The organism is Pseudomonadota bacterium, from assembly GCA_016719885.1.
Classification (GTDB): Bacteria; Pseudomonadota; Gammaproteobacteria.
Genome location: JADJYF010000016.1, coordinates 110,505 through 133,471, shown reverse-complemented (window position 1 = coordinate 133,471; position 22,967 = coordinate 110,505). Strand labels below are relative to the sequence as shown.

Genomic DNA, 22,967 nt, shown 5'->3' with positions numbered 1-22,967 from the left:
CATCAACGCCTGGCATCTATTTTTGGAGTATTCCTGATGCAACAGAACAAACTTTACGTCGGCAACTTTCCGTACTCGGTCGGTGAAAACGACCTGCGCGACCTGTTCCAGACGTATGGCCCGATTGAAGAAGTCCGTCTGATCACCGACCGTGACACCGGTCGTTCCAAGGGTTTCGCATTCATCACCTTCGCGACCCAGAGCGCGGCGGAGAATGCACTCGAGCAGAACGGCAAGGACATGAAGGGCCGCGCCCTGCGTGTCAACGTTGCGCAGGACAAGGACAAGGTCAAGCGCACCAACGACCGTCCGCGTTGGTAAACATCGCAGGCTTCGTGGACGAGCTCCGCTTGCGGATGACTCGCCAGCGAGCATGTGATGGCATCGCCGCCGCAAGGCGGAGATGCGGGCGATCCAGGGATGAATTACCCGAATAGATTGCCATAGGCGGATACGGCAGCGAGGGTTTCGGCTTCGTCCAGGCGACCGGCCGGGACCCTCGACTTCCGGACTCGAACGGCGGCCACCCGGCCACGCTCGAGAAGTCGACAGCGAACATCGAGTCCGGGGCGCATTCGCGGTCTGGACACAGCGTCTCCCCGACGCGGCCCCATGCCTGCCCCCCAGCCTTGAATCACCGGGACTGTCGTGACGCGCATCGACGGTTCAAAATGCGCTTCATCCAAGCAGCCCTCGAAGGCACCATCATCATGAGCGTTCATTACATGCAGGCCATTCGCGCCCGCTACGAAAGCCTGGGATATACCCCTTACCGCTGGTTCGAGGCCGACAGCGCACCGCCGTGGCAAGCCCTCGGTAAACCGCTGGCCGAGGCGCGACTCGGCTTGCTCTCGACGTCGGGCGCCTATGCGCTCGGCCAGCTCGCCTACCACTACAAGGACGACACCTCGATACGCGCCCTGCCAAGCAGCGTGGCCAGCGCCGACATCCGCTTCTCGCACATCACCGAGAACTACCTCGTCGATCCGAAGCGCGATCCGAATTGCATCCTGCCGCTCGCGCAGCTGCGCAGCCTGTGCAAGGAAGGCATGGTGGGTGAACTCGCCGACCAGGTGCTGTCGTGCATGGGCGGCGTGTATTCACAGCGGCGCGTGCGCGAGGAAACGGCGCCCGCCATCCTCGACGCGTTCCGCGCCCAGAAAGTCGATTGCGCGCTGCTGGTAGCGATGTGACCCGTGTGTCACCAGACCGTGTGTCTGGTCGCACGTCATCTCGAAGCCCACGGCATCCCGACCATGTGCCTGGGCAGTGCCATCGACATCCTCGAGGCCGGGCGGCCACCGCGCGCGACCTTCGTCGACTACCCGTTGGGTCACACCGCCGGCAAGCCGTTTGACAGCGCCGATCAGCTGTCGATCGTGCGCGCCGCCTTGAGCGGCTTCACGACCATGACCCGCGCCGGCGGCATCCAGGTGCTGGACAATCGCTGGGGCGATGAAGCCTGGCGCGCGGAAGCGTCCTCGACCAAGGGCCAGGACACGCGCCAGCCGCGCGATGAATCGCCGCAGTTCCAGTTGCCGGCGGATCGCGACGCGGCGCTCGCGAGCGGCGCCTTGCGCGCCTGAGGACAGGCGCGGCCGACGTTTCAGGCCTTGAAACGCGGACTGCGCTTGTCCATGAAGGCGCGCATGCCTTCGCGCGCATCGGCGCTGAGGAACAGCCGTTGCTGGGTGCGCTGCTCATAGTCGAGCACCGCATCCAGCGCCTGCTCGGCGCCGAGATACACGCCGCGCTTGATGGCGGCGAGCGCCGCCGCCGGCCCTTGCGCCAGGCGCTCGGCGCGTGACATCACTTCCTGCATGAAGGTCGCGGCCGGAAACACCGCGTTGACGATGCCGAGTCGACAGGCCTCGTCGGCATCGATGCGATCGCCGAGCATCATCAACTCCATGGCGCGACTGGTGCCGACCAGGCGCGTGAGCAGGTAGTGGCCGCCCCAATCCGGCACCAGGCCGATCTTGACGAAGCTCTCCGAGAAACGCGTGCGCGTCGAGCCGTAACGTATGTCGCAGGCGAGAGCGAGATTGGCGCCGCCGCCCGCCGCCGCGCCATTGATGGCGGCGATCACCGGCTTGTCCATCGCGCGCAGGAATTGGATCAGCGTGGCGGCGATCGCGGTGCGCGCGACCACCGGCGCGGCATCGTCGCGCGCCTGCAGTTCCAGCATGTTGGCGATGTCGCCGCCCGCGCAGAACGCATCGCCGGCGCCGGTGATCACCACCACGCCCACCTCGGGATCGGCTTCGGCGCGTTGCAGACAGGCATGAATGTCTTCGCGCATGCTGCCGGCGAGGGCATTCATGGCGGTGGGGCGGTTCAAGGTGATGGTCGCGACCCGCGCGCCGACTTCATACAACACGTGCTGTTCGTTCATGACACCCTTTTCGAATCAAACGCCAATCATCACTGCGCGCTGCGACTGACCAGCCGCAGCAACTCGCGCAGGCGCGATTTCACCACGCTGGCATGGGCCGGCCCCATGCGCAGCAGCAACTTCTGACCGACCGAGCGCGACTCGAGATCCTGGTCGGCGAACTTGTACATCACGGTCGGCTGCACCAGCGCCGGGGGCACATTGATCTCGGGAGTCACCAGCAGGTGTTCGATCACGTCCACCAGTCGATCGTTGAAATAGGCATTGGCATAGCCGAGCTCCTGGAAGGCATGCTGGAAGCGCGGGTAGTCGCGCACGTAGAGCGCCGCCACGAGCTTCATGTCGAGTTTTTGCAGGAGCGCGATGTAGGGCTCGTAACGAGTGGAATTCTCGGCCGCGAAGCGCAGCGTCGCGCCCTCGCCATGCACCAGCGGCGCACTGCCCAGCGGACGCAGCGGCCACAGGCGCACCGGCAGCTTGTCGTGGGAAAGGTTGTCGACCGCCACCACGATGCGATTGACGGGATCGTCGCTCACCACCCACTGGCGAAACGCTTCGCTGCCGAGCAGCGCCTCGAACGCGGCTTCGAAATCCTGGTTGCCGATGTTCGTCGCCACGCCGGACGTGGTGTCCGCGGGCGCGGCGACCGGCGTCTGTTGACGGCCCGCCTCGCTTTGCTCGATGGGATTGACCACCGCCGGCTCGGGCGCGGCGGCGGGTGCATCGTCGGCCGGCGCCATGGCCGGCGTCGGTGCGCTGGGCAGCGTCAAGGTGCGCAGCCCATCGAGCGGCTGCTGCAGGCCGCGGAAATACAGCACGCCGATCACCGCCAGGGCCAGCACCGTGACCACCACCGGCCATTTCGAATCTTGCCTGGAACTCATCACCCTGCCCTGTCGTCATGCGCCATGCGCTCACCGTACTCCGCCGGGCCGGTGGGCGTCACGCGGCGCATGACGCAATCGGGCGCGGCGCCCTAGACGCCGGGCTCGCGTCCTTGCCAATGATCCCAGCAGCTCACTTCTTCGACGGCAAGACGCTTGGCCGGTTTCAAATCACCGCCGCTCAACCACGCCACCGGCAGCAGCGCGGCCTGGGTGTAGTTGTCCGGAATGCCGAGCAGCGCGCTCACTTCCTTTTCATGACGCAGATGCAGGGTGGTCCAGGCCGAGGCCAGGCGCCGCGCGCGCAGCGCCAGCATCAAGGACCAGGTGGCCGGCAGTATCGAGCCCCACATCGAGGCCTGGGTGAACACGTCGTCGTGTTCGAAACGGCCCTCGATGCACGGGATCAGCATCACCGGCGCGCGCTCGAGGTTCTCCATGAGGTAGCCGCCGGATTTCAGCATCGCTTCGCGCTGGGCCTGGCGCGGATCGGCGCCATCGTATTCGCGCATCATGGTCACGCCGGTGCGCGACAGGCCGGTCTTGCCTGCCGCGTAGTCGGCCGCCGCCTGCCGGTAGTAGTCGGCGATGGTGCGTCGTTTGGCGGCATCGGTCACCACCATGAAACGCCAGGTCTGGGTATTGGCGCCGGTCGGCGCCTGCAAGGCGATGCGCAGCGCATCCTTGATCAGGGCGGTCGGCACGGGCCGCTCGAAATCCAGGCGCAAGCGCACGCTGCGGGTGGTGGTCAGCACATGATCGACGCTGTCGAGATCGATGGGGCGAGGCTGGTCAATGCTCATTGGGGGTTCCGCTCATGGGTGTGGATGGATGGACGCGTGCGCGCTTGCTCAGGTCCGCCAGGTGGCGTCACTCATGTGTTCCCACAGCTGGATCATGTTGCCGTCGGCGTCGTAGAACAGGAACGAACGGCCAATCGAGGCGCAGGTCCACACGTATTCAGTCTGGGTGCGATAGCCGGCCGCGCGCACCTTGTCGAACCAGGCGTCGATGTCGTCGACCATGAGACCCAGCTCGTGAAAGCCGGTATGGCCGTACTGCAGGTTCTCGGGCGGGGTTTTCTGGATCAGCGGGTTCTCGCACTGCTGCAGTTCGATCAGGGCGCCCTCGTCCGAGGCCAGCAGCACCATCTTCGAGCGCGCGTTCGTGACCTTGAAAATGTCGTCCAGCAGCTTGGGGTACATGTAGGTCTTGGGACCCGGACCCTGGCCGTCGGGAATGACCGTGTCGACCACCACCTTGAAGCCCATGACATCGCGCCACAGGCGGGTCGCCTCGTCGATGTCGCTCACGAAAATCGCCATGTGATGAAAGCGCATTTGGAGTCTCCTGTGGGAACGGAAGGACGGACGCGACCGGGGCCGCATGGCCGTGGCCCCGGCATTTTCGGCGCTGCCGCGGCCGCCACGCTACGCGCTAACGGGGAGGCCGGTGCGCGACCCGCGGGCGCCGGATTTGCGCTGTGGCCTGCGACCCACTTCTGATTTGCGGCATCTGCCGCGATAATGGCGCGCGCCATCGGCCATCCTTTCGTTGCCGGTGCCGGATGCGGCCGGGAACGTCGATGCCGCGCGCGATGTCGAAGCGCGGCCTTGGCGGGCCGCCGCGTCCTCGCCAGCGGTCGCGCGAGCCAGGCGCCCAATCTTATGGAGTGTTTCGTTTGAACCGTAGACAGTTTCTCGCAGGGATGTCCGTCCTCGCCGCCGGCGGCATGATGCCGCTGACCACGCGCGCCGCGCTCGGCACGCCGTTCACCTTCGACCTCGAACCGCCGATGACCGAGCGCGAGGCCTTCGTCGAATGGATGGTCAGCAACCGCGGCGAAGACCGTCACTTCCTCGGCCAGCGCTGGGACCGTCTGCAGGCCATGGTCGAACACAAGGACGTGTGGGACGACGTCATCAAACGCGCCTTCCTCCTGACCCCGCGCGAAGAGTTCGTGCAGAAGGTCAACCGCTCGCACAGCTACGATCACAACTTCCTCGACATCGGCTACGGCGTGACGATCTCGGGCCCGCACCTGGTCGGGCGCATGACCAACAGTCTCGACATCAAGCAGGGCGACAAGGTGCTCGAGATCGGCACCGGCTCCGGCTACCAGTCGTCCTTCCTCGCGCACCTGACCGACAAGTGCTATTCGATCGAGATCATCAAGCCGCTGGCGGAGCGCACGCGCGGCGTGTACGACGACCTCATCGCGCGCGGCTACAGTGAATTCCAGAACATCACCACCAAGAACGCCGACGGCTATTACGGCTGGGAAGAGTTCGCGCCCTTCGACAAGGTCATCGTCACCTGCGGCATCGACCACGTGCCACCGCCGCTGCTGAAGCAGCTTACGCCCGAGGGCGTGATGCTGGTGCCTATCGGCCCGCCCGGTGCGCAACGCGTGCTGAAGATCATCAAGGGCGTGGAAGCCGACGGCAGCACGCATATCGCGCGCACCGACATCTACAACGGTCGCATCGTGCCCTTCGTGCCGTTCAAGAAACTGGACGGCGACAAGATCTCGGGCACCCACAACACCTGAGCCCACCCACCGCGGTGGCCGCCGCGGGGGCAGGCGGCCTTGCGGCCGGACCGCGCCGGCGACCGTGAACCCGCCAGCCGCCCGCCCGGCGCCTATCACGCAGCGCCACGGCACGGGGCAACCGGCGCAGGATTGTTGAGACCGCATCCATGCAAGACGCTCGCGAGTTGAACTCTGGCGCCCGCCTGTACATCGCGGTCGGCCTGCTGGCGGGCGCCGTCATCGCGCTGCAGATCGCGGTGATGCGCATCTTCGCGGCCGGCAACTGGGCGCATTTCGGTTCGTTCATCGTCAGCATCGCGATGCTCGGCGTCGGCATTTCGAGCACCGTGATGTGCGTGCGCCAGCCCTGGTTCGAACGCCATTGGCGAACTGTGGCCAGCGCAGCGCTGCTGGCATTTGGTCCCATCGCGGTGGCCGCCAACCTGCTCGCCCAGCAGTATCCCTTCAACGCCATCTTCCTGATTGCCGACGACAGCCAGAAATGGCGACTGGCGGGCAACTTCGTGCTCTACCTGCTGCCGTTCTTCACCGGCAGCCTGTTTCTCGGCACCGTGTTCCTGAAAACCCGTCGCGAATTCGCGCGCATCTACTTCGCCGATCTCGCCGGCTGCGGACTGTGCGGCCTCGCGACCCTCGGCGGCATGTGGCTGTATCCACCCGAGCACCTGCTGCTGATACCGCTGATGCTGTGGCTGGCGGCCGGCATCGCCTGGGCGGCGGCCATCGCCAGTCGCGGCGTGCTGCTCGGATTGCTGGTGGCGGGCGCGTTGGCCTGGTCCGGGCAGACCTGGGTGGCGGACAGCCTCGGCCTCACGCGGCTGGCGGTGTCGGAATACAAGGGCGTGTCCTACGCGCAGCGTTTCCCGGACGCCAAGCGCGTCTACGCGCGCGCCACGCCTTTCGGTCATCTCGAGATCTACGCCAGTTCCTACCTGCACTTCGCGCCCGGCCTGTCGGACAACGCCGCGCTCAACCTGCCGCAGATGCCGGACAACGCCTATCTCGGTCTCTACATCGACGGCGACGGGCCGATAGGCATCATCCGCGACCTGCCGCCCAGCCAGACCGCCTACTTCGATTACCTGCCGACCGCGCTGCCCTTCGCCTTGAAGAAAGACGCGGACGTGTTCGTCGTGCAATTCGGCGGCGGCCTGTCGACCGCCGGCGCGCTCAACAAGGGCGCGCGTTCGGTGACGGTGGCCGACAGCAACCCGGCGGTGCTGCGCGCGTTTCGTGAAGACGAGGGCTTGCGCGAATTCACCGGCGACATCCTCGCCAAGCCGCGCGTCAAGGTGGTGGACCAGGACGGGCGCATTTTCCTGTCCAACACCGCCGAACGTTACGACGTGGTCGATCTCAGCCTCGCCGACTCGGCCGGGCTGTCGAATCCCGGCGGCTTTGCCATCGCCGAGAAATACAACTACACCACCGAGGCGATGCAAACCTACATGCGCGCCCTCGACGAGGGCGGTGTGCTGGCGGTGACGTTGTGGAACAAGGAAGAGCCACCGAAGTCGGTGCTGCGTCTGTATGCCACCATGGTGGCGGCCGCGCGCGAGATGGGCGAACAAGACATCGAACGCTGCTTCTACGTGGTGTCGAGCTATCTCTCCACCTCCACGGTGCTGTATCGACGCGGTGGTTTCAGCGACGCGGAGATCGCGACGCTGAAAGCGCGCACCCGCGCGCTGTCCTTCGATGAAATCCAGGCGCCGGGCAACCGTGTCGACGCACACGCCGCCGACCGCGAGATGGCCGCCTATCGCGCGCAGATCTTCGGCAAGCTGCCGGCCTCCGGCGACGCCAGCCTGCCCGATGAAAACACCGGCGGCGGCGAGCCTGGCGCCGGCGAGGGAGCTGACGACATGGGCGCCGAAGGCGGCGCTGCGCCGGCAGTGATGCCGTCGATCGCGCTCGCGCGCGCGGCATGGGCGGCATTGCTCGCGGACACGTGGCAGCCGTTCGCCGACACCTATGTCTACGACTTGCACGCGCTCACCAATCAACGCCCCTACTTCGCCGCCTACCTGCGCCCCGCCTCCTTGCCCGGCGTACTCGACAGGCTCGACCTGCTGCAGGACGAATGGGGTTACCTCCTGGTGTGGGCGACGCTCATCATCGCGTGCTGCGCCGGCGCCATCCTCATCGCCTTGCCGGCGCTGTTCGGCTGGCGCGGCCTGCTGGCGCGTTGCCCCGGCAAGGCCGGCACGCTGCTGTATTTCGCATGCCTGGGCGCGGGCTACATCATGGTCGAGGTGGTGCTGATCAGTCATTTCATCCTCGCCTTGAGCAATGCCACGGTGTCGGCCACCGTGCTCATCACCGGCATGCTGGTGTTCTCCGGCCTGGGCAGCCTGTGCGCGGAGCGTTATCTCGACGCGGCGCGGCGCGTCATGCCGTGGGTGTTCATCGCCATCGCGCTGCTGCTGATCGGTTACGGCCTGTTCATCGACCGCGCGCTCGAGGTCGTCGGCGCGCTGCCCTATGCCTGGCGCCTGCCCGCGTGTTTCCTCTTGATCCTGCCGCCGGCCTTCCTGATGGGCATGCCGCTGCCGACCGGCATGACGTGGCTGGCGCGACTCGGCAAGGAACAGATGTTCCTGTGGGCATGGGGCGTGAACGGTTGCATGTCGGTGATAGGCGCGGCGCTGGTGCCGCTGCTGGCGACGTCTTTCGGCTTGAGCTCGGCGCTGGTGCTCGCAGGCCTGCTGTACCTCGTGGCACTGCCGGCCTTCCGCGCCCTGCTGCGGCCGCTGTTGCCGGCCGACGCCTAGTCATCACGAGCGGCGCGCGGCATGACGACTTCGCGCGCACGCATCGCCATCGCATCGTTCGCCCACGGCCCGTTTCCGCTGCGCAAGGGCCATCCTTTTTTCGATCGGCGCGATGGCGCGCGCCGGGGCCGCACCACGCGCCACGGCGAAGTGTTCTGGGAACAGCCGACCTACAGCTCGCGTGACGTGTTGCTGGCGGTGCCGCACAACTTCGATGCGCGCGAGACCGCGACCATGGTGGTCTACCTGCACGGCAACCGCGCGCGCCTCGAGCGCGACGTGGTGCAGCGCCAGCAGTTGGTGCGCCAGGTGTGCGCGGCGCACATCAACGCCGTGCTGGTGGCGCCGCAGCTCGCGCTCGATGCGCCCGATTCCAGTGCCGGTCGCTTCGCGCAGCGCGGCGTGTTCAGGCGCTTTCTCGACGAAGCGGCCGACGGGCTCGGCACGCTCGGTCAGGTGGACGCCGCCGTGTTCAGGCGCGCCCGCGTGATCCTCGTCGCCTACAGCGGCGGCTATTGTCCGGCGGCGGCGGCGCTGCGGCTCGGCGGCGTGCGCTCACGCGTGCGCGGCGTGGTGCTGCTCGATGCGCTCTACGATCACGCAGCGCTGTTCGCCGCGTGGTTCGAGCACCATCACCGCCATGCGTTCCTGGTCAGCGCCTATACCCACAGCACGCGCCGCGGCAACGTGCACCTGCGCGGCCTGTTGCAACAGGGGCCGGTGGTAGCGCACTTGGGCTTGCGTACCAAACTCGCGCCGGGCAACGCCTGCCTGGTGCCGCTCGACGGCACGGTGGAACACGCCGACGTGGTGACGCGCGCCTGGTGCGATGCGCCCGTCACCGACCTGCTGCGCCGCGCCGGGCGCGCGTGACGGCCGCATTCCGCGCGGTACAATCGATGCGAGTTCGGCGGCGCGACCGCAACGACGCGCCGCCATCCGGAGTTCCTGGGGAGGACCATACATGACTCGTCATTCCATGCGCGCCCTTGCCTTGGCCGCGCTGCTCGGCCTGTGCGCGCCCGCTGTCCATGCCGCCGGCAAACAATCCGCGCCCCATCCCGTCAGCGTCGGCGCCGAGTGGTCGAGCTACAACAAGACGCCCGATGGCCAGCGCTATTCGCCGCTGCGTCAGATCAACAGCGGCAACGCCGCCGAGCTGGCCGAAGTGTGCCGCATCCGTATCGATGATCATGGCTCTTTCCAGGCCGGCCTGGTGGTCATCGACGATGTCATGTACGCCACCACCAGCACCGACACGCTCGCGCTCGACCCGGTGACCTGCGCGGTCAAATGGCGGGTCAGCTACCGCCCCGAAAAGCGCATGCCGTTCCCGGTCAATCGCGGTGTCGCGCATTACGGCGGGCGCCTGTTCCGCGGCACCGGTGATGGCCATGTGATCGCACTCGATGCGAAGAGCGGCGAGCTCGTGTGGAAGAACGCGGTCGGCGAGCCGGACCAGGGCGAATTCGTGTCGGGCGCGCCGCTGGCCTGGAACGGCCTGGTGATCGTAGGCACCGCCGCCTCGGAGTTCGGCGTGCGCGGCCGCGTCATGGCCTACGACGCCGACAGCGGGCGCGAGGTGTGGCGCTTCTACACCATCCCCCTGCCCGGCGAACCGGGTTCGGAAACCTGGCAGGACACGGTGTGGAACAAGGGCACTGGCGGTGGCGGCACCTGGTCGCACTTCGCGCTCGACGCGGCCAGCGCCGAGATCTTCATTCCGGTCGCCAATCCAGTGCCGGATTTCTCGCCGGGCGATCGCCCCGGCGCCAACCTCTACACCAACAGCGTGGTGGTGCTGGATGCACTGACCGGCAAGCTCAAATGGTGGTACCAGCTCGCGCCCAACGATGGTTTCGATCACGACCTTGCCGCGGCGCCGGTGCTGTATCGCAACAGCCAGCGCAAACAAACCATGGCCGCCGCCGGCAAGGACGGCTACCTGCACATCGTCGATCGCGACAGCCGCAAGCTGGTGGCGAAAACCGCGGTCACCACCGTCGATGAAAACCCGCCGCAGCCCACCGAGGACGGCGTGAAGGTGTGCCCGGGCGTGGCCGGCGGCGTGGAATGGAACGGGCCGGGTTTCGATCCGGAACGCAATCGCCTGTTCGTCGGCGCGCTCGATTACTGTTCGATCATGCGCCGCGAATCCGGCACCAAGCCGGTGGCGGGCGGCGCCAATTACGGCGGCAGCTTCACCGGCGTCGGCCAGCCGAGCGGCTGGTTCACCGCGCTCGACGCCGACAGCGGCAAGATTGCCTGGCAATACCATGCCGACGCCGCGGTGCTGAGCGGCATCACGCCGACCGCCGGCGGCATCGTGCTTGGCGGTGACAACGCCGGTAATTTCTTCGTGTTCGAAAGCGACAGCGGCAAGGTGCTGAAGAGCGTCGCCACCGGCGGTTCGCTGTCGGGCGGCGTCATCACCTATGAGAACCGTGGCAAGCAGTACGTGGCCTTCACCTCGGGCAATGTCTCGCGTTCGCTGTTCGGCGCGACCGGCCGGCCGAGCATCGTGATCATGGCACTGCCCGAAGCAGTGCTGGCGCGCGAGGCGGCCGCGCAAGCCGCCGACATCACGCGCGGTCGCGATCTTTACTTCGGTCTGTGCGGCGCCTGCCACGGCGCCGATGGCAAGACCTGGCAGCCGATCGATCTCACCAAGGTCAAGAACAAGATGAGCGTCGATGAGTTGGTGGCCTTCATCAAGAAGCCGCGTGCGCCCATGCCGCAACCCTTCCCCGAGCCCTTGAACGCGCAGGACGAACGCGACATTCGCGACATCGCCGCGTTCCTCATGCAGTGGCAGTAGGCGCAGCCTAGCTTGAGTGCCGCGCATGCCACGGGCTTCCACCCGCTGCGCGCGCTCGCGCTGCTGATCGGCGCGCAGACCTTGTTCGCGCTGCTCGATGCCACCGGCAAGAGCCTGTCGCGCGACATGGGCATACCGCTCATCGCGCTGGTGCGCCATGCCGGCCAGGCGCTGCTGATGGTGGTGGTGCTGGGGCCGCGCCTGGGTCGCCAGCTGTTCGTCACCGAGCACGTGGCGCTGCAGGTGTGGCGCGGTCTCGCCATGGCCGGCTTCACGCTGTTCTTCTTCTCCGCACTGTTTCGCCTGCCGCAGGCCGAAGCCACCGCCATCAACTTCATCACGCCCTTCATCGTCATGTTGCTGGCCGGCCGCATGCTCGCCGAGCAGGTCACGCGCGTGCGCTGGATAGGCGCGGGGGTGGGCTTCCTCGGCATGCTGGTGCTGGTCAGGCCCGGCAGCCAGCTCGACCAGCTCGGCGTGGTGTTCGCGCTGCTGACCGTGGTGTGCAATGTCACGTTCCAATTGCTGACCCGGCGCCTGGCGCTGGTCGACAATTCCTTCACCACCATGTTCATCTCGGCCGCCATCAGCGTCGTGATCTCGGCCGCCCTGCTGCCCTGGCAGGGCGCGTGGGGCGGCTGGCCGCAGGATCTTTCCACGCGCCAGCTGGTGATGCTCGCCACGCTCGGCGTGCTCGGCGCCATCAGCCAGTGGTGCCTGATTCGCGCCTACGTGTGGTCCAGCGCTTCGTTCATCGCGCCGCTGCTGTTCATGCAGCTCATCTGGTCGACCGCCACCGGCTACCTGTTCTTCCACCAGTTGCCCGACAGCTTCAGCCTGCTCGGCATCCTGGTCATACTCGGCAGCGGTGTCGCGACCATGGTGTTTGCCGCGCGCGGTGAGCAAAAGCTTTGAAGGTGACCACGAGGATTTGACATGAGCAGCATTGCCTTCGACCTGCCTTCCGACATCGTCGCCGTGCGTGACGCGGTGACCGCCTTCGTCAGGCGCGAAGTCCTGCCACGCCACGAGCGCCACGCCGCGCTCATCGACGATCCGCGCGCGCGCTACGCCGCCGACGGCCGCTACAGCGATACGCTCTACGACGTCATTCGCGAAGTGCGCATGGCGTCCAGCGAGGCGGGCTTCTTCAACATGTGCGTGCCGACCGCCATCGGTGGCGGCGGACTCGGCCATCTTGCCTACTTCGTCGCCTGGCAGGCGGTTTATCACACCTGCGGCGCCCGCTCGTTCCTGGCGCCCTACACCATCGCCCACTGGGCATTTGCCGCGAGCCCGGTGCTGGAACACGTCAGCGCGGAAGTGCGCGAACGCATGCTGCCCGATCTCCTGAGTGGCCGACGTTCGATGTGCTTCGGACTTTCCGAGCCCGGCGCCGGCTCGGACGCCAGCATGATCAAGACCCGCGCGGTGGCCGACGGCGACGGCTGGCGCATCACCGGCCGCAAGCTGTGGACCAGCAATTCACCGCACGCCGATTACTGCATCGTATTCGCCGTCACCGACGCGGCCGCCGCGGCCGCCCACCAGGGCGGCATCTCGGCCTTCCTGGTGCCGACCGATGCGCCCGGTTTCGAAGTGGAGAGCGTGGTGAAACTGTTCGGCCATGCCGGCGGTGACGAGGGCGCGCTGGTCCTCGACGACGTTCGCGTCGAGGCTTCGCAACTGGTCGGCAAGCTTAACCAGGGCTTCGCCACCGCCCTGCTCGGCGTGTCGCTGGGGCGGGTCTACAACGCGGCGCGCGCCGTCGGTCTCGGCCGTGCCGCGCTGGAACTCGCGCTCGGCTACGTGCAGCAGCGCGAGGCGTTTGGCCATCCCATCGCCGAATACCAGGGCGTCAGCTTTCCGCTCGCCGAATCGGCCACGCAGCTCCACGCCGCCCATCTCATGGGTATCAACGCCGCGATCCTGCTCGACCGCGGTGAACGCGCCGTCAAGGAACTGTCGATGGCCAAGTGCTACGCGGTGGAGGTCGGTCTGGAAGCGGTGAACCGCGCCATGCAAGCCCATGGCGGCATGGGTCTCACCAACGAAGTGGGCCTCGCCGAGATCTGGCAGACCCTGCGCATCATCAACATCGCCGACGGCACCAACGAGATCCTGAAGCGCACCATCGTGCAACGCCTGTTGAAGGGCGATACGGAGCTTTAGAGCGCGCTATCTAGCGCCCGCGGCGCGCGCGATATCGGCGTACACGCCGAGCAGGTTGTTCTCCCAATGCGACCAGTTGTTGGCGGCGATACACGGCGCGCAGCGCGCGCGCATCCGCGCCAGGGCTTCATCGTCGAGGCCATTGACGATGCGCGCGATGTCCGCGGCCGTGAAGTCGCGCGGCAGCAGCGCGCCGCAGCCGAACCGCTCGACGATGGCCGCCATTTCCGGCAGGTCGGTGCAAAGCATCGGCACTCCCGCGCCGGGATATTCCCACAGCTTGTTGGGCGTGCAATACAGGTGGTTCAGGCTGGTGTTTTCGTAGGGCACCACGCCCAAGGTCGCGCCGGCCGACCAGAGTTGCAGTTGGGCTTGCGGCACGCCGGGCACGAACACCGTGGCGGGCGTCCCTGCGCGAACATGTTGTGCTGCCTGTGCGCGCAGCGTCGCTTCGAGCCCGCCCCAGCCCATCATCACCAGCGTCCAATCCGCGCGCAACGCGGCGGCGGCCTCGACCAGGTGCTGAAGACCACGGTGCGCACTGAAGCGTCCCTGGAACAGCAGGATCTTCTGTGTGAGCGGCAGGCCCGCGGCGCGATGCAGACACCCGTCGTACACCGGCACTGGCTCCGGCACGGTTGCATTCATCACCACCACCGGCGTCGGCAACGCTGGGTAATGATCGCGGTAGAAGCGCGCGATGCTGTCGTTGATGGTGATGAAATGATCGAGCTGTCGATGGCAGCCGGCAATGATGGCGGCGTTCTCGCGCGCGCGCAGCGCATCGCCACCGGCGAGATCCTGGTAGATCTCGTGGGCGTCCCATACCACCGGCACGGCGTAACGGCGCTTCAGCGATGCGGCCAGCACCAGCGCCACCAGGTCGTGAATGTGAAAGGCATCGGGGCGCGGGCCACTCGCAACGCTGCGCAGGAGCGCGGCGGCGATGTCGTGATGGCCACGCGCGAGGTCGAGACCGGCATCCTTGTTCAACGCCTGGCGCGCGCGGGCGCTCGAGGCGTGACGTGTCATGACGAAATCGTCGAGATGCTGCGCGAATCGCGCCAGGCGATGACGACTCGCATAGGCGACGCCGAGGCCACCCAGCACGCCCAGCATGACGACCAGGCTTGCGACATCGTGCCCCGCGAAACGCAGTCCGCGCGAGACGAGTGCCTGGCCCGACGCGGCGGCCAGCAACAGCACGGGCGCGAGCGCCAGCAGCAACAGCGCGCGCTTGCGCACGCGTGCCGCGGCGCGGACGCGCGGTTCCAGCCATAGCGGCACGTCACTGCCGGGCAAAGCCAGGCGATGGCGGGCCAGGTCGGGAGAGATGCCGTGGATCACCACCTCGTGGCCGGCGGCGCGCAGGGACATCGCTTCCTTGGCGACGCGCGCGTCGTTCTTGGCGGCACTGTGGATGAGGACGGCGATTTTCATGGAGGTGAGGTGCGAGTCGGTATGCGGGGATGGCTGAAAAAACAAAAAGCCCCGTGAGGGGCTTTTTGTCTATTTGGCGGAGAGAGAGGGATTCGAACCCTCGATACGTTTGACCGTATACACACTTTCCAGGCGTGCGCCTTCAACCACTCGGCCACCTCTCCAAATTCTTTTTCGTACTGTCGCAACACTCACCGAGAGAGGGATTGATTCGGCCGCGCTGACTGCGCGTCCTCACCCTGCGGGGCGCCGCCACTGCGCCTACCCGGCCCCCGCCGGTCGAACCCTCGATACGTTTGACCGTATACACACTTTCCAGGGGCGCCTTCAACCTCTCGGCCACCTCTCCAAATTCTTTTTCGTACTGTCGCAACTCTCACCGAGAGGGATTGATTCGGCCGCGCTTGCTGCGCGCCCTCACCCCTGCGGGGCGCCGCCACTGCGTGTCGGCGTCCCGACTCGCTATCGCGAGCCGGTCGAACCCTCGATACGTTTGACCGTATACACACTTTCCAGGCGTGCGCCTTCAACCACTCGGCCACCTCTCCAAATTCTTTTTCGTACTGTCGCAACTCTCACCGAGAGAGGGATTGATTCGGCCGCGCCTGCTGCGCGTCCTCACCCCTGCGGGGCGCCGCCACTGCGTGTCGGCGTCCCGACTCGCTTATCGCGAGCCGGTCGAACCCTCGATACGTTTGACCGTATACACACTTTCCAGGGGAGCGCCTTCAACCACTCGGCCACCTCTCCAAATTCTTTTTCGTACTGTCGCAACTCTCACCGAGAGAGGGATTGATTCGGCCGCGCCTGCTGCGCGTCCTCACCTCTCTCGCCCGGCCGCGAGGCCGCGCATTGTACCGGATTCGAGGCGGTTTGCGCCCCCTCAGGCGGCGCGTTGGTGGCGGGCCAGGTTCTGCAGGATCTCGACCTCGCCTTCCGACAATTCGCACAGCGAAGTCACGTTCTTGAGGTCCACGCCGCTGTTCAGGAGCTTCATGGCGTGCTGCACGGCGAGCTGGTTGTCGTCGTGGCTGCTCAGCTTGTCGAGCTGGGTCTGCAGGCGGCGCTGCTGGGTTTCGGCCTGCGCGAGGCGCTCGGCCATGCCGCGCGAGCAGGTCAGGAGCGCTGCGAGGTCCCGTTCCAGGGTCGCCACGCGTTCGGCCTGGGCGGTCGCTGCGTAAGCCGAGGCGCGCCGGGCGCGGCGGTGCCGCCACTCACCGAGCACGGCGACCACCAGCGTCACCCCAGCCAGGGCGGCGAGCGGTGCGTAGTGGACGATGGCGGCGGACTCGATCATGCGTAGGCGTCGATGTGCGGACGACCGTCGTCCGCTGCTTCGGGATGACGCGCGTGTTCGTCACGCGCCTGTTGCTGGCGCCGCTGTTCGCGCCGCATATCCTCCTGCTCCTCGACCCTGTGCAAGGGCGCGGGCGGCGGGGATGGATGCACGGGCTTGATGTCCATGGCGGCGCGGGCGATCAGAACATGCCGATCGCGTCGCGGTTCTCCTCGTTGATGAGCTTGTTGAGGTCGATGAGGATCAGGATCTGCTGATCGCTGCTGTACACGCCCTGGATGTAGCGCGAACCCTCGTCATTGCCGACGCTGGGTGGCGGGTCGATGTCCGCCAGGGCGATGTTGACCACTTCGGCGACGCTGTCGACCAACAGGCCGACGGTGACCTTGCCCGATTCGATGATCATGATGCGCGAGCTGTCGGTGATGTCGCCGGTGGCGAGATCGAGCAGCTTGCGCGTATCCAGCACCGTCACGACGTTGCCGCGCAGGTTGATGATGCCCATCACGTAATGCGGGGCGCCCGGCACCGGCGCGACGTCGGTCATGCGCAGCACTTCCTGCACCTGCATGACGTTGATGCCATAGATTTCATCCGCGAGGCGGAAGGTGACCCAGCGGAAAACCTGCTGGTTGTTCTGTTGCATGACGGCGCTCATGGTCTGCTCCTGTCGGGCTGCCGTTGTCCTATGTCAGAAAACGGTCATGCCCGGTGCTGTCGATTGTATAAATGCACACCGCGTGCCAGCCCTCGTTCAAGCGCTCGCGTGCCGGTGCAGTAAGGCGTTAAGTGCGTGTTTTTCCAGAATCAAGCTTGGCGGATCGGACAAGGTCGCGATGATCCAGGGCTCGTCGGCGTGACGGTTTCGTGGCGCGACCATGCCCTCGGCCGCCACGATGTCGCCATCGGCCTTGCACGGCCCGATGCCGAGCCGCGTGCCGGCCAGGTGGATGTAGTGCTGATGATCGGCGTCGATGCGCGCCGCCGCCCGGTAGCGCGTCGGCACCAATACTTCGCCCGCCACGTATTCGCAGTCGCCCTCGCGCTCGCGACCGAAAGCCGCGATGGCGGTACTGGCCAGCGCGAAGCGGATCTGGCCGACCTTGAACAGCACGTAGCGCGTGGCGGCGCTCGCCACGCGCGTGATCTCGGCACTGGGCGCGTTCGGATCCGGCGCCTCGTGCAGGTGCTCGGCGAAGAAATTCTCGAGTATGTCCACCCTCAGGCCGCCCCTTCGGCAAGTCGCAACTGGCGTGTACGGTTGTTCAACAGCGCATCGAGCAGACGGCTGTAGGCCTCGGCGCCGCGTGCGTCGGGCTGCCAGCGCGTCAACGGCACACCGAGACGCGCGGCTTCGCGCAGCTGGGTATCGACCGGGATGACCTCCGGCCACAGCGTGATGTCGTTACGGCAGCGCAGGGACAGCAAGGTGTCACGCGAGGCGCGCGTGCGGCGGTCGAACATGGTCGGCACGATGAGGTGCGGCACGCGTCGTCCGCTCGAATTGCCGAACAGTTCCAGCGTACGCATGAGGCGGTCCAGGGACTTCAGCGCCAGTTCCTCGCACTGCATGGGCACCACCAGCAGGTCGCAGGCAGCCAGCGCGTTGATCACCAGCATGCCCAGCGTCGGCGGGCAGTCGATGAGGCAATAGTCGTAGCGCCCGGCAAGCTTGGGCAGGTGACGGGTCAGCACGCGGCCCATGCCCTTCACCTGGCCGCAGCGTCGTTCCAGCGACACCAGCGCGGTGGCGCTGGTGATCATCTCGAGCTTGTCCACCACCGTGCGGCGCGGCAGCTTGCCGATGTCGCAGGCTTCGTTGCCGGCGGCCGCCGCGAACAGGTCGTGGGCGCTGCCCGCATCCTGTTCGGGGTCGTAGCCGAAATAGCTGGTCAAGGAACCATGGGGGTCGAGATCGATGGCGAGTACGCGCGCGCCCTGCGCCGTCAGCGCACCTGCCAGGTTGACCACCGTCGTGGTCTTCCCCACCCCACCCTTCTGCGCCATCACCGTCCAGATTTTCATTGTTCTATCTCCGCCGGCCCAGGCAACACCGAAATCCTCTTCAGGCTCTCGACGGGCAACTGTTCCGGACTGTTGGCGCGGGCCGCCAGCGAGACACTGGCCCCCGGCACTTGCGGATGACGCGCGATCGCGATGACCACGCGCCGGTTCTTCTCTCGTCCTTCGGCGGTGGCGTTGTCGGCCACCGGGTATAACTCGCCATAGCCGGCCGCCGACAGGCGATCGGCGTCCACGCCGCGCGCGGCGAATGCCGCCGCCACCGCGCCGGCGCGCGCCGCCGACAATTCCCAGTTCGAGCCATACACGCCGTTCTGCAAGGGCACGTTGTCGCTGAAGCCTTCGACGCGCACCGGCGTGGTGCTGGCCTTGATCATGGCGGCGAGGCGGCTGATGGTCGGGTCGGATTCCTTGCTCAGGCGCGCCTGGCCGCTCGCGAACGCGAACGCACCGTCCAGTTCGACTTCTATCCATTCCTCGCTCTGGCGTATGCGCACCTTGTCGAGCTCGATCGGATCCTTCAGCACTTTTTCGATGTCGCCGGCGGTGACGTCATGGGCATCGACATCGGTGACCGGCACCGGGTAATCGTCCTGCACGATTTCTTCCAGCAGGCGCGTCGGTTGGCCGCCTTGCGGATCCTTGCCCTCGACCTTGCCGAGGCCGGTCAGGCCGCCGCCGAAATCGATGGGAGCGGGCAGCGGCTCGGGCTGGCGGAACACGCTCTCCATGGAATCGGACAACACGCGGAACTTGCCGTCGTTGACCGATGAAATCGAGTACATCACCACGAAGAACGCGAACAGCAGCGTGATGAAATCGGCGTAGGACACCACCCAACGATGGGTGTTGCTCTCATCCTCGAACTCCGCATCGCGCGCGCTGCGCCGACGGGCCGCGAGACTCGCGCTGCTCATACGATCAAGCCCTGCAGGCGCGCTTCCACGCTGCGTGGGTTGTCGCCGGCGGCGATCGCCATGATGCCGACCGTCAACAGTTCCTTGTGACGCGATTGTTCGCGCACCAGCGCCTTCAGCTTGTTGGCGGTCGGCAGGAACACGAGATTCGCGAGGCCCACGCCATACACGGTGGCGACGAATGCGACCGCGATACCCTGGCCGAGCATGGCCGGGTCGGCGAGGTTGTTCATGACTTCGATGAGACCCATGACCGCGCCGAGGATGCCGAGGGTCGGCGCGTAGCCGCCCATGCCGTCGATGACCCTGGCGGCATTGAGGTCGTGGCGTTCGCGCGCCATGGCGTCGAGCTCCAGCGTTTCGCGGATGGTTTCCGGGTCGTTGCCGTCGATGACCAGCTGCAGGCCTTTGCGCGCATAGGCGTCGCGCACCGACTCCACCACGTCCTCGAGGCCGAGCAGGCCTTCACGCCGCGCGAGCTGCGCCCAGCGCACGATTTCCTTCAATTGCGTTTCGGGTTGCACCAGCGGCGGACGCACCACCCATACCAGCATCGACATGGCGCGCACGAACACCGGCATGGGCGACTGCAGCATGGTCGCGCCGATGCTGCCGCCGACCACGATCAGGATGGCTGGACCGTTCAACAAGGTGGTGATGCTGCCGCCCTCGAGATGCTGGCCGAGCAGCACCGCGATGATGGCCACCGCCACGCCGCTCAAGCTCAGCAAATCGAATTTCTTCATGGCCGTGGCCGCACCCTGGCGCGACTGTCCTCACACCGTTCAACGACGCGCATAGCTTTCCAGGAGGCCCGGCAGGTCGAGGATCAGCGCAATCTTGCCGTTGCCGGTGATGGTGGCGCCGGACAAGCCCTTGATACCGTGCAAGAGGGCGCCCAGCGGCTTGATCACCACTTCTTCCTGTCCGATGAGGTCGTCGACCAACAGGCCCACGCTGTGATTGCCGATGCGCACCACCACCACGTGGCCTTGCGCTTCCGTGAATTCGTAGACACCGTCGATGAGCCAGCGCGAGAGATAGAACAGGGGCAGCGCCTTGCCGCGCACCACCATGGTCTTGCGGCCGTCGACCTCGCGCGCCTGGTGACGCTCGAAATTGATGATCTCCTGCACGTTGACCAGCGGCAGCGCGAATACCTGCGTGCCCAGCACCACCATCAAAGTCGGCATGATGGCGAGCGTCAGCGGTACGCTGATGCGGATGGTGGTGCCGACGCCGAGCTGCGAGTCGATTTCGATGCTGCCGTTGACCTGCGTGATGCGGGTCTTGACCACGTCCATGCCGACGCCGCGACCGGAGATGTCGGAGATCTCGTCCTTGGTCGAGAAACCCGGCAGGAAGATCAGCTCGTAGCATTCGCGGGTGGACAGACGACTGGCGGCGTCTTCATCCATCAGGCCTTTTTCCACCACCTTGCGGCGCAGCGCCTCGGCGTCGATGCCCTTGCCGTCGTCGGCGATGGTCAACACGATCTGATCGCCACCCTGGGCGGCGGCCAGGCGCAGGATACCGGTGGCGGGCTTGCCGGCGGCGATGCGGTCGGCCGGCATCTCGATGCCGTGGTCGACCGAGTTGCGCACCAGGTGCACCAGCGGATCGGCCAGCGCTTCGACCAGATTCTTGTCGAGATCGGTCTCCTCGCCTTCCATGACGAGTTCGATTTGCTTGTTCAGCGAACGGGCGAGATCGCGCACCACGCGCGGAAAGCGACCGAACACTTTCTTGATCGGCTGCATGCGCGTCTTCATCGCCGCCGTCTGCAGGTCGCTGGTCACGACGTCGAGATTGGCGACGGTGTGGGTCATCGCTTCGTTTCCGATCGACGACTCGAGATTGAGCAGGCGGTTACGGATCAGCACCAGCTCGCCGACCATGTTCATGATGCGGTCGAGCACTTCCGTTTCGACGCGCACGGTGGTGTCTTTCGGCGCTTCCGCCGCGGCACGCGCGGCCGGCTTGGCGGCCTTCTCCTCCACCACCACGCGCGGCGCGACAGCGGCGACGGGCGCGGCCGCGGCAACCGTTGGCGTGGTCACGCCAAACTTGCCGGCGCCGTGCATGTCGTCCAGCAGCGCTTCGAATTCAGCGTCGGTGATGAGATCGGGATTGGCGGCCGCCGTTTGCTCGGCGGCGCCGGCCGCGGCCGACTTCTGCGCCTTGAGGTTCACCAGCAGCGCGTCGAATTCCTCTTCGGTGATGAGATCCGGATCGGCGCCCGCCGCGGCCGGCGCGGCATTGCCGCCATCGGCCTGGAGCTTGTCCAGCAGCGCATCGAATTCTTCTTCGGTGATGAGATCGCTGGCCTCGTGGCCATGGGCGGCGATCACGTCCGGGTCGTCCTCGGCGCTCATCTCGTCGATGATGGCGGCCATCGGATCCACTTCGGGCGCGCTCGCGGGCGGCGCGCTGGCGGCCGGCGGCGCTGCTTCGACAGGGGCGGGCGGCGTGCCATTACCGTCGGCGATGGCCTTCAGTCGTGTCAGCAGTTCGGCCGGCGCCGGCGACGGCGCTTCGCCGCCACGCAGTTCGTCGAACATCACGCGCAGCACGTCCAGCACCTGCAGGAAGGTATCCATGAGGCTGGCATCGACGCGCAATGCGCCCTTGCGCAGCATGTCGAAAATGTCTTCGGACTTGTGGCTGACCGCCACCAGGTGTTCGAGCCCGAGAAAGCCGGCGCCACCCTTGATGGTATGGAAAGCGCGGAATACCGCGTTCAGAAGTTGCTTGTCGTCGGGCGAGCTTTCCAGCGACACCAGCTGGGCATCGAGCTGCTCCAGCGTTTCACCGCCTTCGATGAGAAAATCCTGGACAATTTCGTCGTCCATTACCGTTTACCTGTCTGATTGCACGTCCACCGGCAGTCCGGTGTGCCGCGGTCGTGCACATGGCGTGATGCCATGACACGAACCGTACTTGGAATAGCGGCTGACGCCGCCGCAAGCTGAGCAGGCGGCGACTCAGAAGCCCAGGTTGGCGAGCAGCTCATCGACATCGGCCTGGCGGCAGACGTTGTCGTCTTCGCGCACGGCCGGCCCGAAGGAAGTGGCATTGGGCGCCGCCGGCGCCACGCTGCCGCCGCTGGCGACCACGCCGCAGGCGCTGACCAGCTCGACGAGTTTTTCTTCGACCTGTCCGACCAGGTCGATGGTGCGCTTGATGACCTGGCCGGTGAGGTCCTGGTATTCCTGCGCCATCAGCACGTCGGACAAGCTGCTGCGCAGCTTGCGTCCGTCGCCTTCCACCACGTCCAGGAAAGCACTCATGCGCGCCGGCAGATCGGCCGCGCCGTCCGCCATCGCGCCGCGCAGCGCCGAAGCCTGCTGCACCATGCTGTCCGTCATCGGCAGCATGCTCTCGACCGCGGTCAGGGTGCGGTCCGCCGCTTCCTCGGTCTTCTCCACCACGTAACGCAGCCGTTCGCGCGCGTCGGGCATCTGGCGCTGTGCCAGCGATACCAGGCGTTCGTCGCCGGCGAGGTTGGCGAAGGTGTCGTGTACGTCGCGCGTGAGCTTGCCGATCTCCTGGTACAGCGCGTCAAAACGGCCGTCGTGCAGCGCCTTGATCAGGTCGTCGGCATGGTTCGCGTCGCCGGCTTCTATGGCATCCACCAGTCGACGAGCGAGCGCGAGACTTTCCAATTGCATCGCGGATTGCGCCATGTTCAGGT

At 66.3% G+C, this 22,967-nt stretch carries 23 protein-coding genes and 1 tRNA gene; 9 read left to right on the top strand and 15 right to left on the bottom strand.

Annotated elements, in window-relative coordinates:
- The first annotated feature begins 36 nt into the window (after positions 1-36).
- From IPM80_17465 to IPM80_17455, 3 genes are all read left to right on the top strand, one after another.
- Entirely contained in the window at positions 37-321 is a 285-nt protein-coding gene (locus IPM80_17465; protein ID MBK8960147.1) for an RNA-binding protein, read from the top strand.
- Positions 322-671: 350 nt separating this feature from the next.
- On the top strand, positions 672-1,193 hold the full coding sequence (locus IPM80_17460; GenBank protein ID MBK8960146.1) for a hypothetical protein: 522 nt from the start codon (positions 672-674) through the stop codon (positions 1,191-1,193).
- Between the two features lie 3 nt (positions 1,194-1,196).
- Positions 1,197-1,586, top strand: coding sequence for a hypothetical protein (locus IPM80_17455; GenBank protein ID MBK8960145.1), 390 nt, complete (start codon positions 1,197-1,199; stop codon positions 1,584-1,586).
- Between the two features lie 20 nt (positions 1,587-1,606).
- On the opposite strand, the gene IPM80_17450 is transcribed toward IPM80_17455, so the two are convergent.
- The 4 genes from IPM80_17450 to IPM80_17435 form a co-directional block, all read right to left on the bottom strand.
- Positions 1,607-2,395 carry an enoyl-CoA hydratase/isomerase family protein gene (locus IPM80_17450; protein MBK8960144.1) on the bottom strand — a complete coding sequence of 263 codons (789 nt, stop codon included), beginning with the start codon at positions 2,393-2,395 and terminating at the stop codon, positions 1,607-1,609.
- 29 nt (positions 2,396-2,424) lie between these two features.
- Complete coding sequence (locus tag IPM80_17445; protein ID MBK8960143.1) at positions 2,425-3,279, bottom strand: DUF3014 domain-containing protein; 855 nt, start codon at positions 3,277-3,279, stop codon at positions 2,425-2,427.
- A gap of 92 nt (positions 3,280-3,371) precedes the next feature.
- The gene (locus IPM80_17440; protein MBK8960142.1) at positions 3,372-4,082 is read right to left on the bottom strand and encodes a nitroreductase family protein; all 711 of its coding nucleotides are present in this window, start codon (positions 4,080-4,082) and stop codon (positions 3,372-3,374) included.
- Positions 4,083-4,130: 48 nt separating this feature from the next.
- Positions 4,131-4,619: a VOC family protein gene (locus IPM80_17435; protein ID MBK8960141.1), complete on the bottom strand. Its 489-nt coding sequence runs from the start codon at positions 4,617-4,619 to the stop codon at positions 4,131-4,133.
- A 368-nt stretch (positions 4,620-4,987) separates the two neighbouring features.
- Here IPM80_17435 and IPM80_17430 point away from each other — a divergent pair, with 368 nt between their 5' ends.
- From IPM80_17430 to IPM80_17405, 6 genes are all read left to right on the top strand, one after another.
- Positions 4,988-5,830 carry a protein-L-isoaspartate O-methyltransferase gene (locus tag IPM80_17430; protein MBK8960140.1) on the top strand — a complete coding sequence of 281 codons (843 nt, stop codon included), beginning with the start codon at positions 4,988-4,990 and terminating at the stop codon, positions 5,828-5,830.
- Positions 5,831-5,979: 149 nt separating this feature from the next.
- A complete protein-coding gene (locus tag IPM80_17425) occupies positions 5,980-8,607 on the top strand; it encodes a hypothetical protein (GenBank protein ID MBK8960139.1) in 2,628 nt (875 codons plus the stop codon).
- A gap of 21 nt (positions 8,608-8,628) precedes the next feature.
- Positions 8,629-9,480, top strand: a complete 852-nt coding sequence (locus tag IPM80_17420; protein ID MBK8960138.1) for an alpha/beta hydrolase — start codon at positions 8,629-8,631, stop codon at positions 9,478-9,480.
- Between the two features lie 91 nt (positions 9,481-9,571).
- On the top strand, positions 9,572-11,425 hold the full coding sequence (locus IPM80_17415) for a PQQ-binding-like beta-propeller repeat protein (protein ID MBK8960137.1): 1,854 nt from the start codon (positions 9,572-9,574) through the stop codon (positions 11,423-11,425).
- Between the two features lie 12 nt (positions 11,426-11,437).
- Complete coding sequence (locus IPM80_17410) at positions 11,438-12,340, top strand: DMT family transporter (GenBank protein MBK8960136.1); 903 nt, start codon at positions 11,438-11,440, stop codon at positions 12,338-12,340.
- Between the two features lie 21 nt (positions 12,341-12,361).
- Entirely contained in the window at positions 12,362-13,597 is a 1,236-nt protein-coding gene (locus tag IPM80_17405) for an acyl-CoA dehydrogenase family protein (GenBank protein MBK8960135.1), read from the top strand.
- Between the two features lie 6 nt (positions 13,598-13,603).
- On the opposite strand, the gene IPM80_17400 is transcribed toward IPM80_17405, so the two are convergent.
- The 11 genes from IPM80_17400 to IPM80_17350 all read right to left on the bottom strand — a co-directional run bounded on the left by IPM80_17400 (position 13,604) and on the right by IPM80_17350 (position 22,959).
- On the bottom strand, positions 13,604-15,037 hold the full coding sequence (locus IPM80_17400; GenBank protein ID MBK8960134.1) for a glycosyltransferase family 4 protein: 1,434 nt from the start codon (positions 15,035-15,037) through the stop codon (positions 13,604-13,606).
- A gap of 74 nt (positions 15,038-15,111) precedes the next feature.
- Positions 15,112-15,201: transfer RNA gene (locus tag IPM80_17395), tRNA-Ser, on the bottom strand.
- A 719-nt stretch (positions 15,202-15,920) separates the two neighbouring features.
- Complete coding sequence (locus IPM80_17390; protein MBK8960133.1) at positions 15,921-16,334, bottom strand: DUF2802 domain-containing protein; 414 nt, start codon at positions 16,332-16,334, stop codon at positions 15,921-15,923.
- A complete protein-coding gene (locus IPM80_17385; protein ID MBK8960132.1) occupies positions 16,331-16,501 on the bottom strand; it encodes a hypothetical protein in 171 nt (56 codons plus the stop codon). Before IPM80_17385 ends, IPM80_17390 begins: the two co-directional genes overlap by 4 nt.
- Before the next feature lie 14 nt (positions 16,502-16,515).
- Complete coding sequence (locus IPM80_17380; GenBank protein ID MBK8960131.1) at positions 16,516-16,992, bottom strand: chemotaxis protein CheW; 477 nt, start codon at positions 16,990-16,992, stop codon at positions 16,516-16,518.
- Positions 16,993-17,088: 96 nt separating this feature from the next.
- Complete coding sequence (locus tag IPM80_17375; protein ID MBK8960130.1) at positions 17,089-17,553, bottom strand: hypothetical protein; 465 nt, start codon at positions 17,551-17,553, stop codon at positions 17,089-17,091.
- Between the two features lie 2 nt (positions 17,554-17,555).
- Positions 17,556-18,359: a ParA family protein gene (locus IPM80_17370; GenBank protein MBK8960129.1), complete on the bottom strand. Its 804-nt coding sequence runs from the start codon at positions 18,357-18,359 to the stop codon at positions 17,556-17,558.
- Positions 18,356-19,273 carry an OmpA family protein gene (locus tag IPM80_17365; protein MBK8960128.1) on the bottom strand — a complete coding sequence of 306 codons (918 nt, stop codon included), beginning with the start codon at positions 19,271-19,273 and terminating at the stop codon, positions 18,356-18,358. The genes IPM80_17370 and IPM80_17365 overlap by 4 nt, the downstream gene beginning before the upstream one ends.
- Complete coding sequence (locus IPM80_17360; protein MBK8960127.1) at positions 19,270-20,019, bottom strand: flagellar motor protein; 750 nt, start codon at positions 20,017-20,019, stop codon at positions 19,270-19,272. Before IPM80_17360 ends, IPM80_17365 begins: the two co-directional genes overlap by 4 nt.
- 39 nt (positions 20,020-20,058) lie before the next feature.
- The gene (locus IPM80_17355) at positions 20,059-22,125 is read right to left on the bottom strand and encodes a chemotaxis protein CheA (GenBank protein MBK8960126.1); all 2,067 of its coding nucleotides are present in this window, start codon (positions 22,123-22,125) and stop codon (positions 20,059-20,061) included.
- Positions 22,126-22,257: 132 nt separating this feature from the next.
- Positions 22,258-22,959 (bottom strand): protein phosphatase CheZ, encoded by a 702-nt coding sequence (locus IPM80_17350; protein MBK8960125.1) that lies wholly within the window; start codon positions 22,957-22,959, stop codon positions 22,258-22,260.
- Positions 22,960-22,967 lie beyond the last annotated feature (8 nt).

Coding starts and splice junctions, on each gene's coding strand:
- IPM80_17400 (MBK8960134.1), bottom strand. CDS start 15,037: ATGAAAATCGCCGTCCTCATCCACAGTGCCGCCAAGAACGACGCGCGC.
- IPM80_17440 (MBK8960142.1), bottom strand. CDS start 4,082: ATGAGCATTGACCAGCCTCGCCCCATCGATCTCGACAGCGTCGATCAT.
- IPM80_17435 (MBK8960141.1), bottom strand. CDS start 4,619: ATGCGCTTTCATCACATGGCGATTTTCGTGAGCGACATCGACGAGGCG.
- IPM80_17355 (MBK8960126.1), bottom strand. CDS start 22,125: ATGGACGACGAAATTGTCCAGGATTTTCTCATCGAAGGCGGTGAAACG.
- IPM80_17420 (MBK8960138.1), top strand. CDS start 8,629: ATGACGACTTCGCGCGCACGCATCGCCATCGCATCGTTCGCCCACGGC.
- IPM80_17405 (MBK8960135.1), top strand. CDS start 12,362: ATGAGCAGCATTGCCTTCGACCTGCCTTCCGACATCGTCGCCGTGCGT.
- IPM80_17360 (MBK8960127.1), bottom strand. CDS start 20,019: ATGAAGAAATTCGATTTGCTGAGCTTGAGCGGCGTGGCGGTGGCCATC.
- IPM80_17365 (MBK8960128.1), bottom strand. CDS start 19,273: ATGAGCAGCGCGAGTCTCGCGGCCCGTCGGCGCAGCGCGCGCGATGCG.
- IPM80_17415 (MBK8960137.1), top strand. CDS start 9,572: ATGACTCGTCATTCCATGCGCGCCCTTGCCTTGGCCGCGCTGCTCGGC.
- IPM80_17370 (MBK8960129.1), bottom strand. CDS start 18,359: ATGAAAATCTGGACGGTGATGGCGCAGAAGGGTGGGGTGGGGAAGACC.
- IPM80_17390 (MBK8960133.1), bottom strand. CDS start 16,334: ATGATCGAGTCCGCCGCCATCGTCCACTACGCACCGCTCGCCGCCCTG.
- IPM80_17350 (MBK8960125.1), bottom strand. CDS start 22,959: ATGGCGCAATCCGCGATGCAATTGGAAAGTCTCGCGCTCGCTCGTCGA.
- IPM80_17385 (MBK8960132.1), bottom strand. CDS start 16,501: ATGGACATCAAGCCCGTGCATCCATCCCCGCCGCCCGCGCCCTTGCAC.
- IPM80_17465 (MBK8960147.1), top strand. CDS start 37: ATGCAACAGAACAAACTTTACGTCGGCAACTTTCCGTACTCGGTCGGT.
- IPM80_17425 (MBK8960139.1), top strand. CDS start 5,980: ATGCAAGACGCTCGCGAGTTGAACTCTGGCGCCCGCCTGTACATCGCG.
- IPM80_17380 (MBK8960131.1), bottom strand. CDS start 16,992: ATGAGCGCCGTCATGCAACAGAACAACCAGCAGGTTTTCCGCTGGGTC.
- IPM80_17445 (MBK8960143.1), bottom strand. CDS start 3,279: ATGAGTTCCAGGCAAGATTCGAAATGGCCGGTGGTGGTCACGGTGCTG.
- IPM80_17450 (MBK8960144.1), bottom strand. CDS start 2,395: ATGAACGAACAGCACGTGTTGTATGAAGTCGGCGCGCGGGTCGCGACC.
- IPM80_17430 (MBK8960140.1), top strand. CDS start 4,988: ATGTCCGTCCTCGCCGCCGGCGGCATGATGCCGCTGACCACGCGCGCC.
- IPM80_17460 (MBK8960146.1), top strand. CDS start 672: ATGCGCTTCATCCAAGCAGCCCTCGAAGGCACCATCATCATGAGCGTT.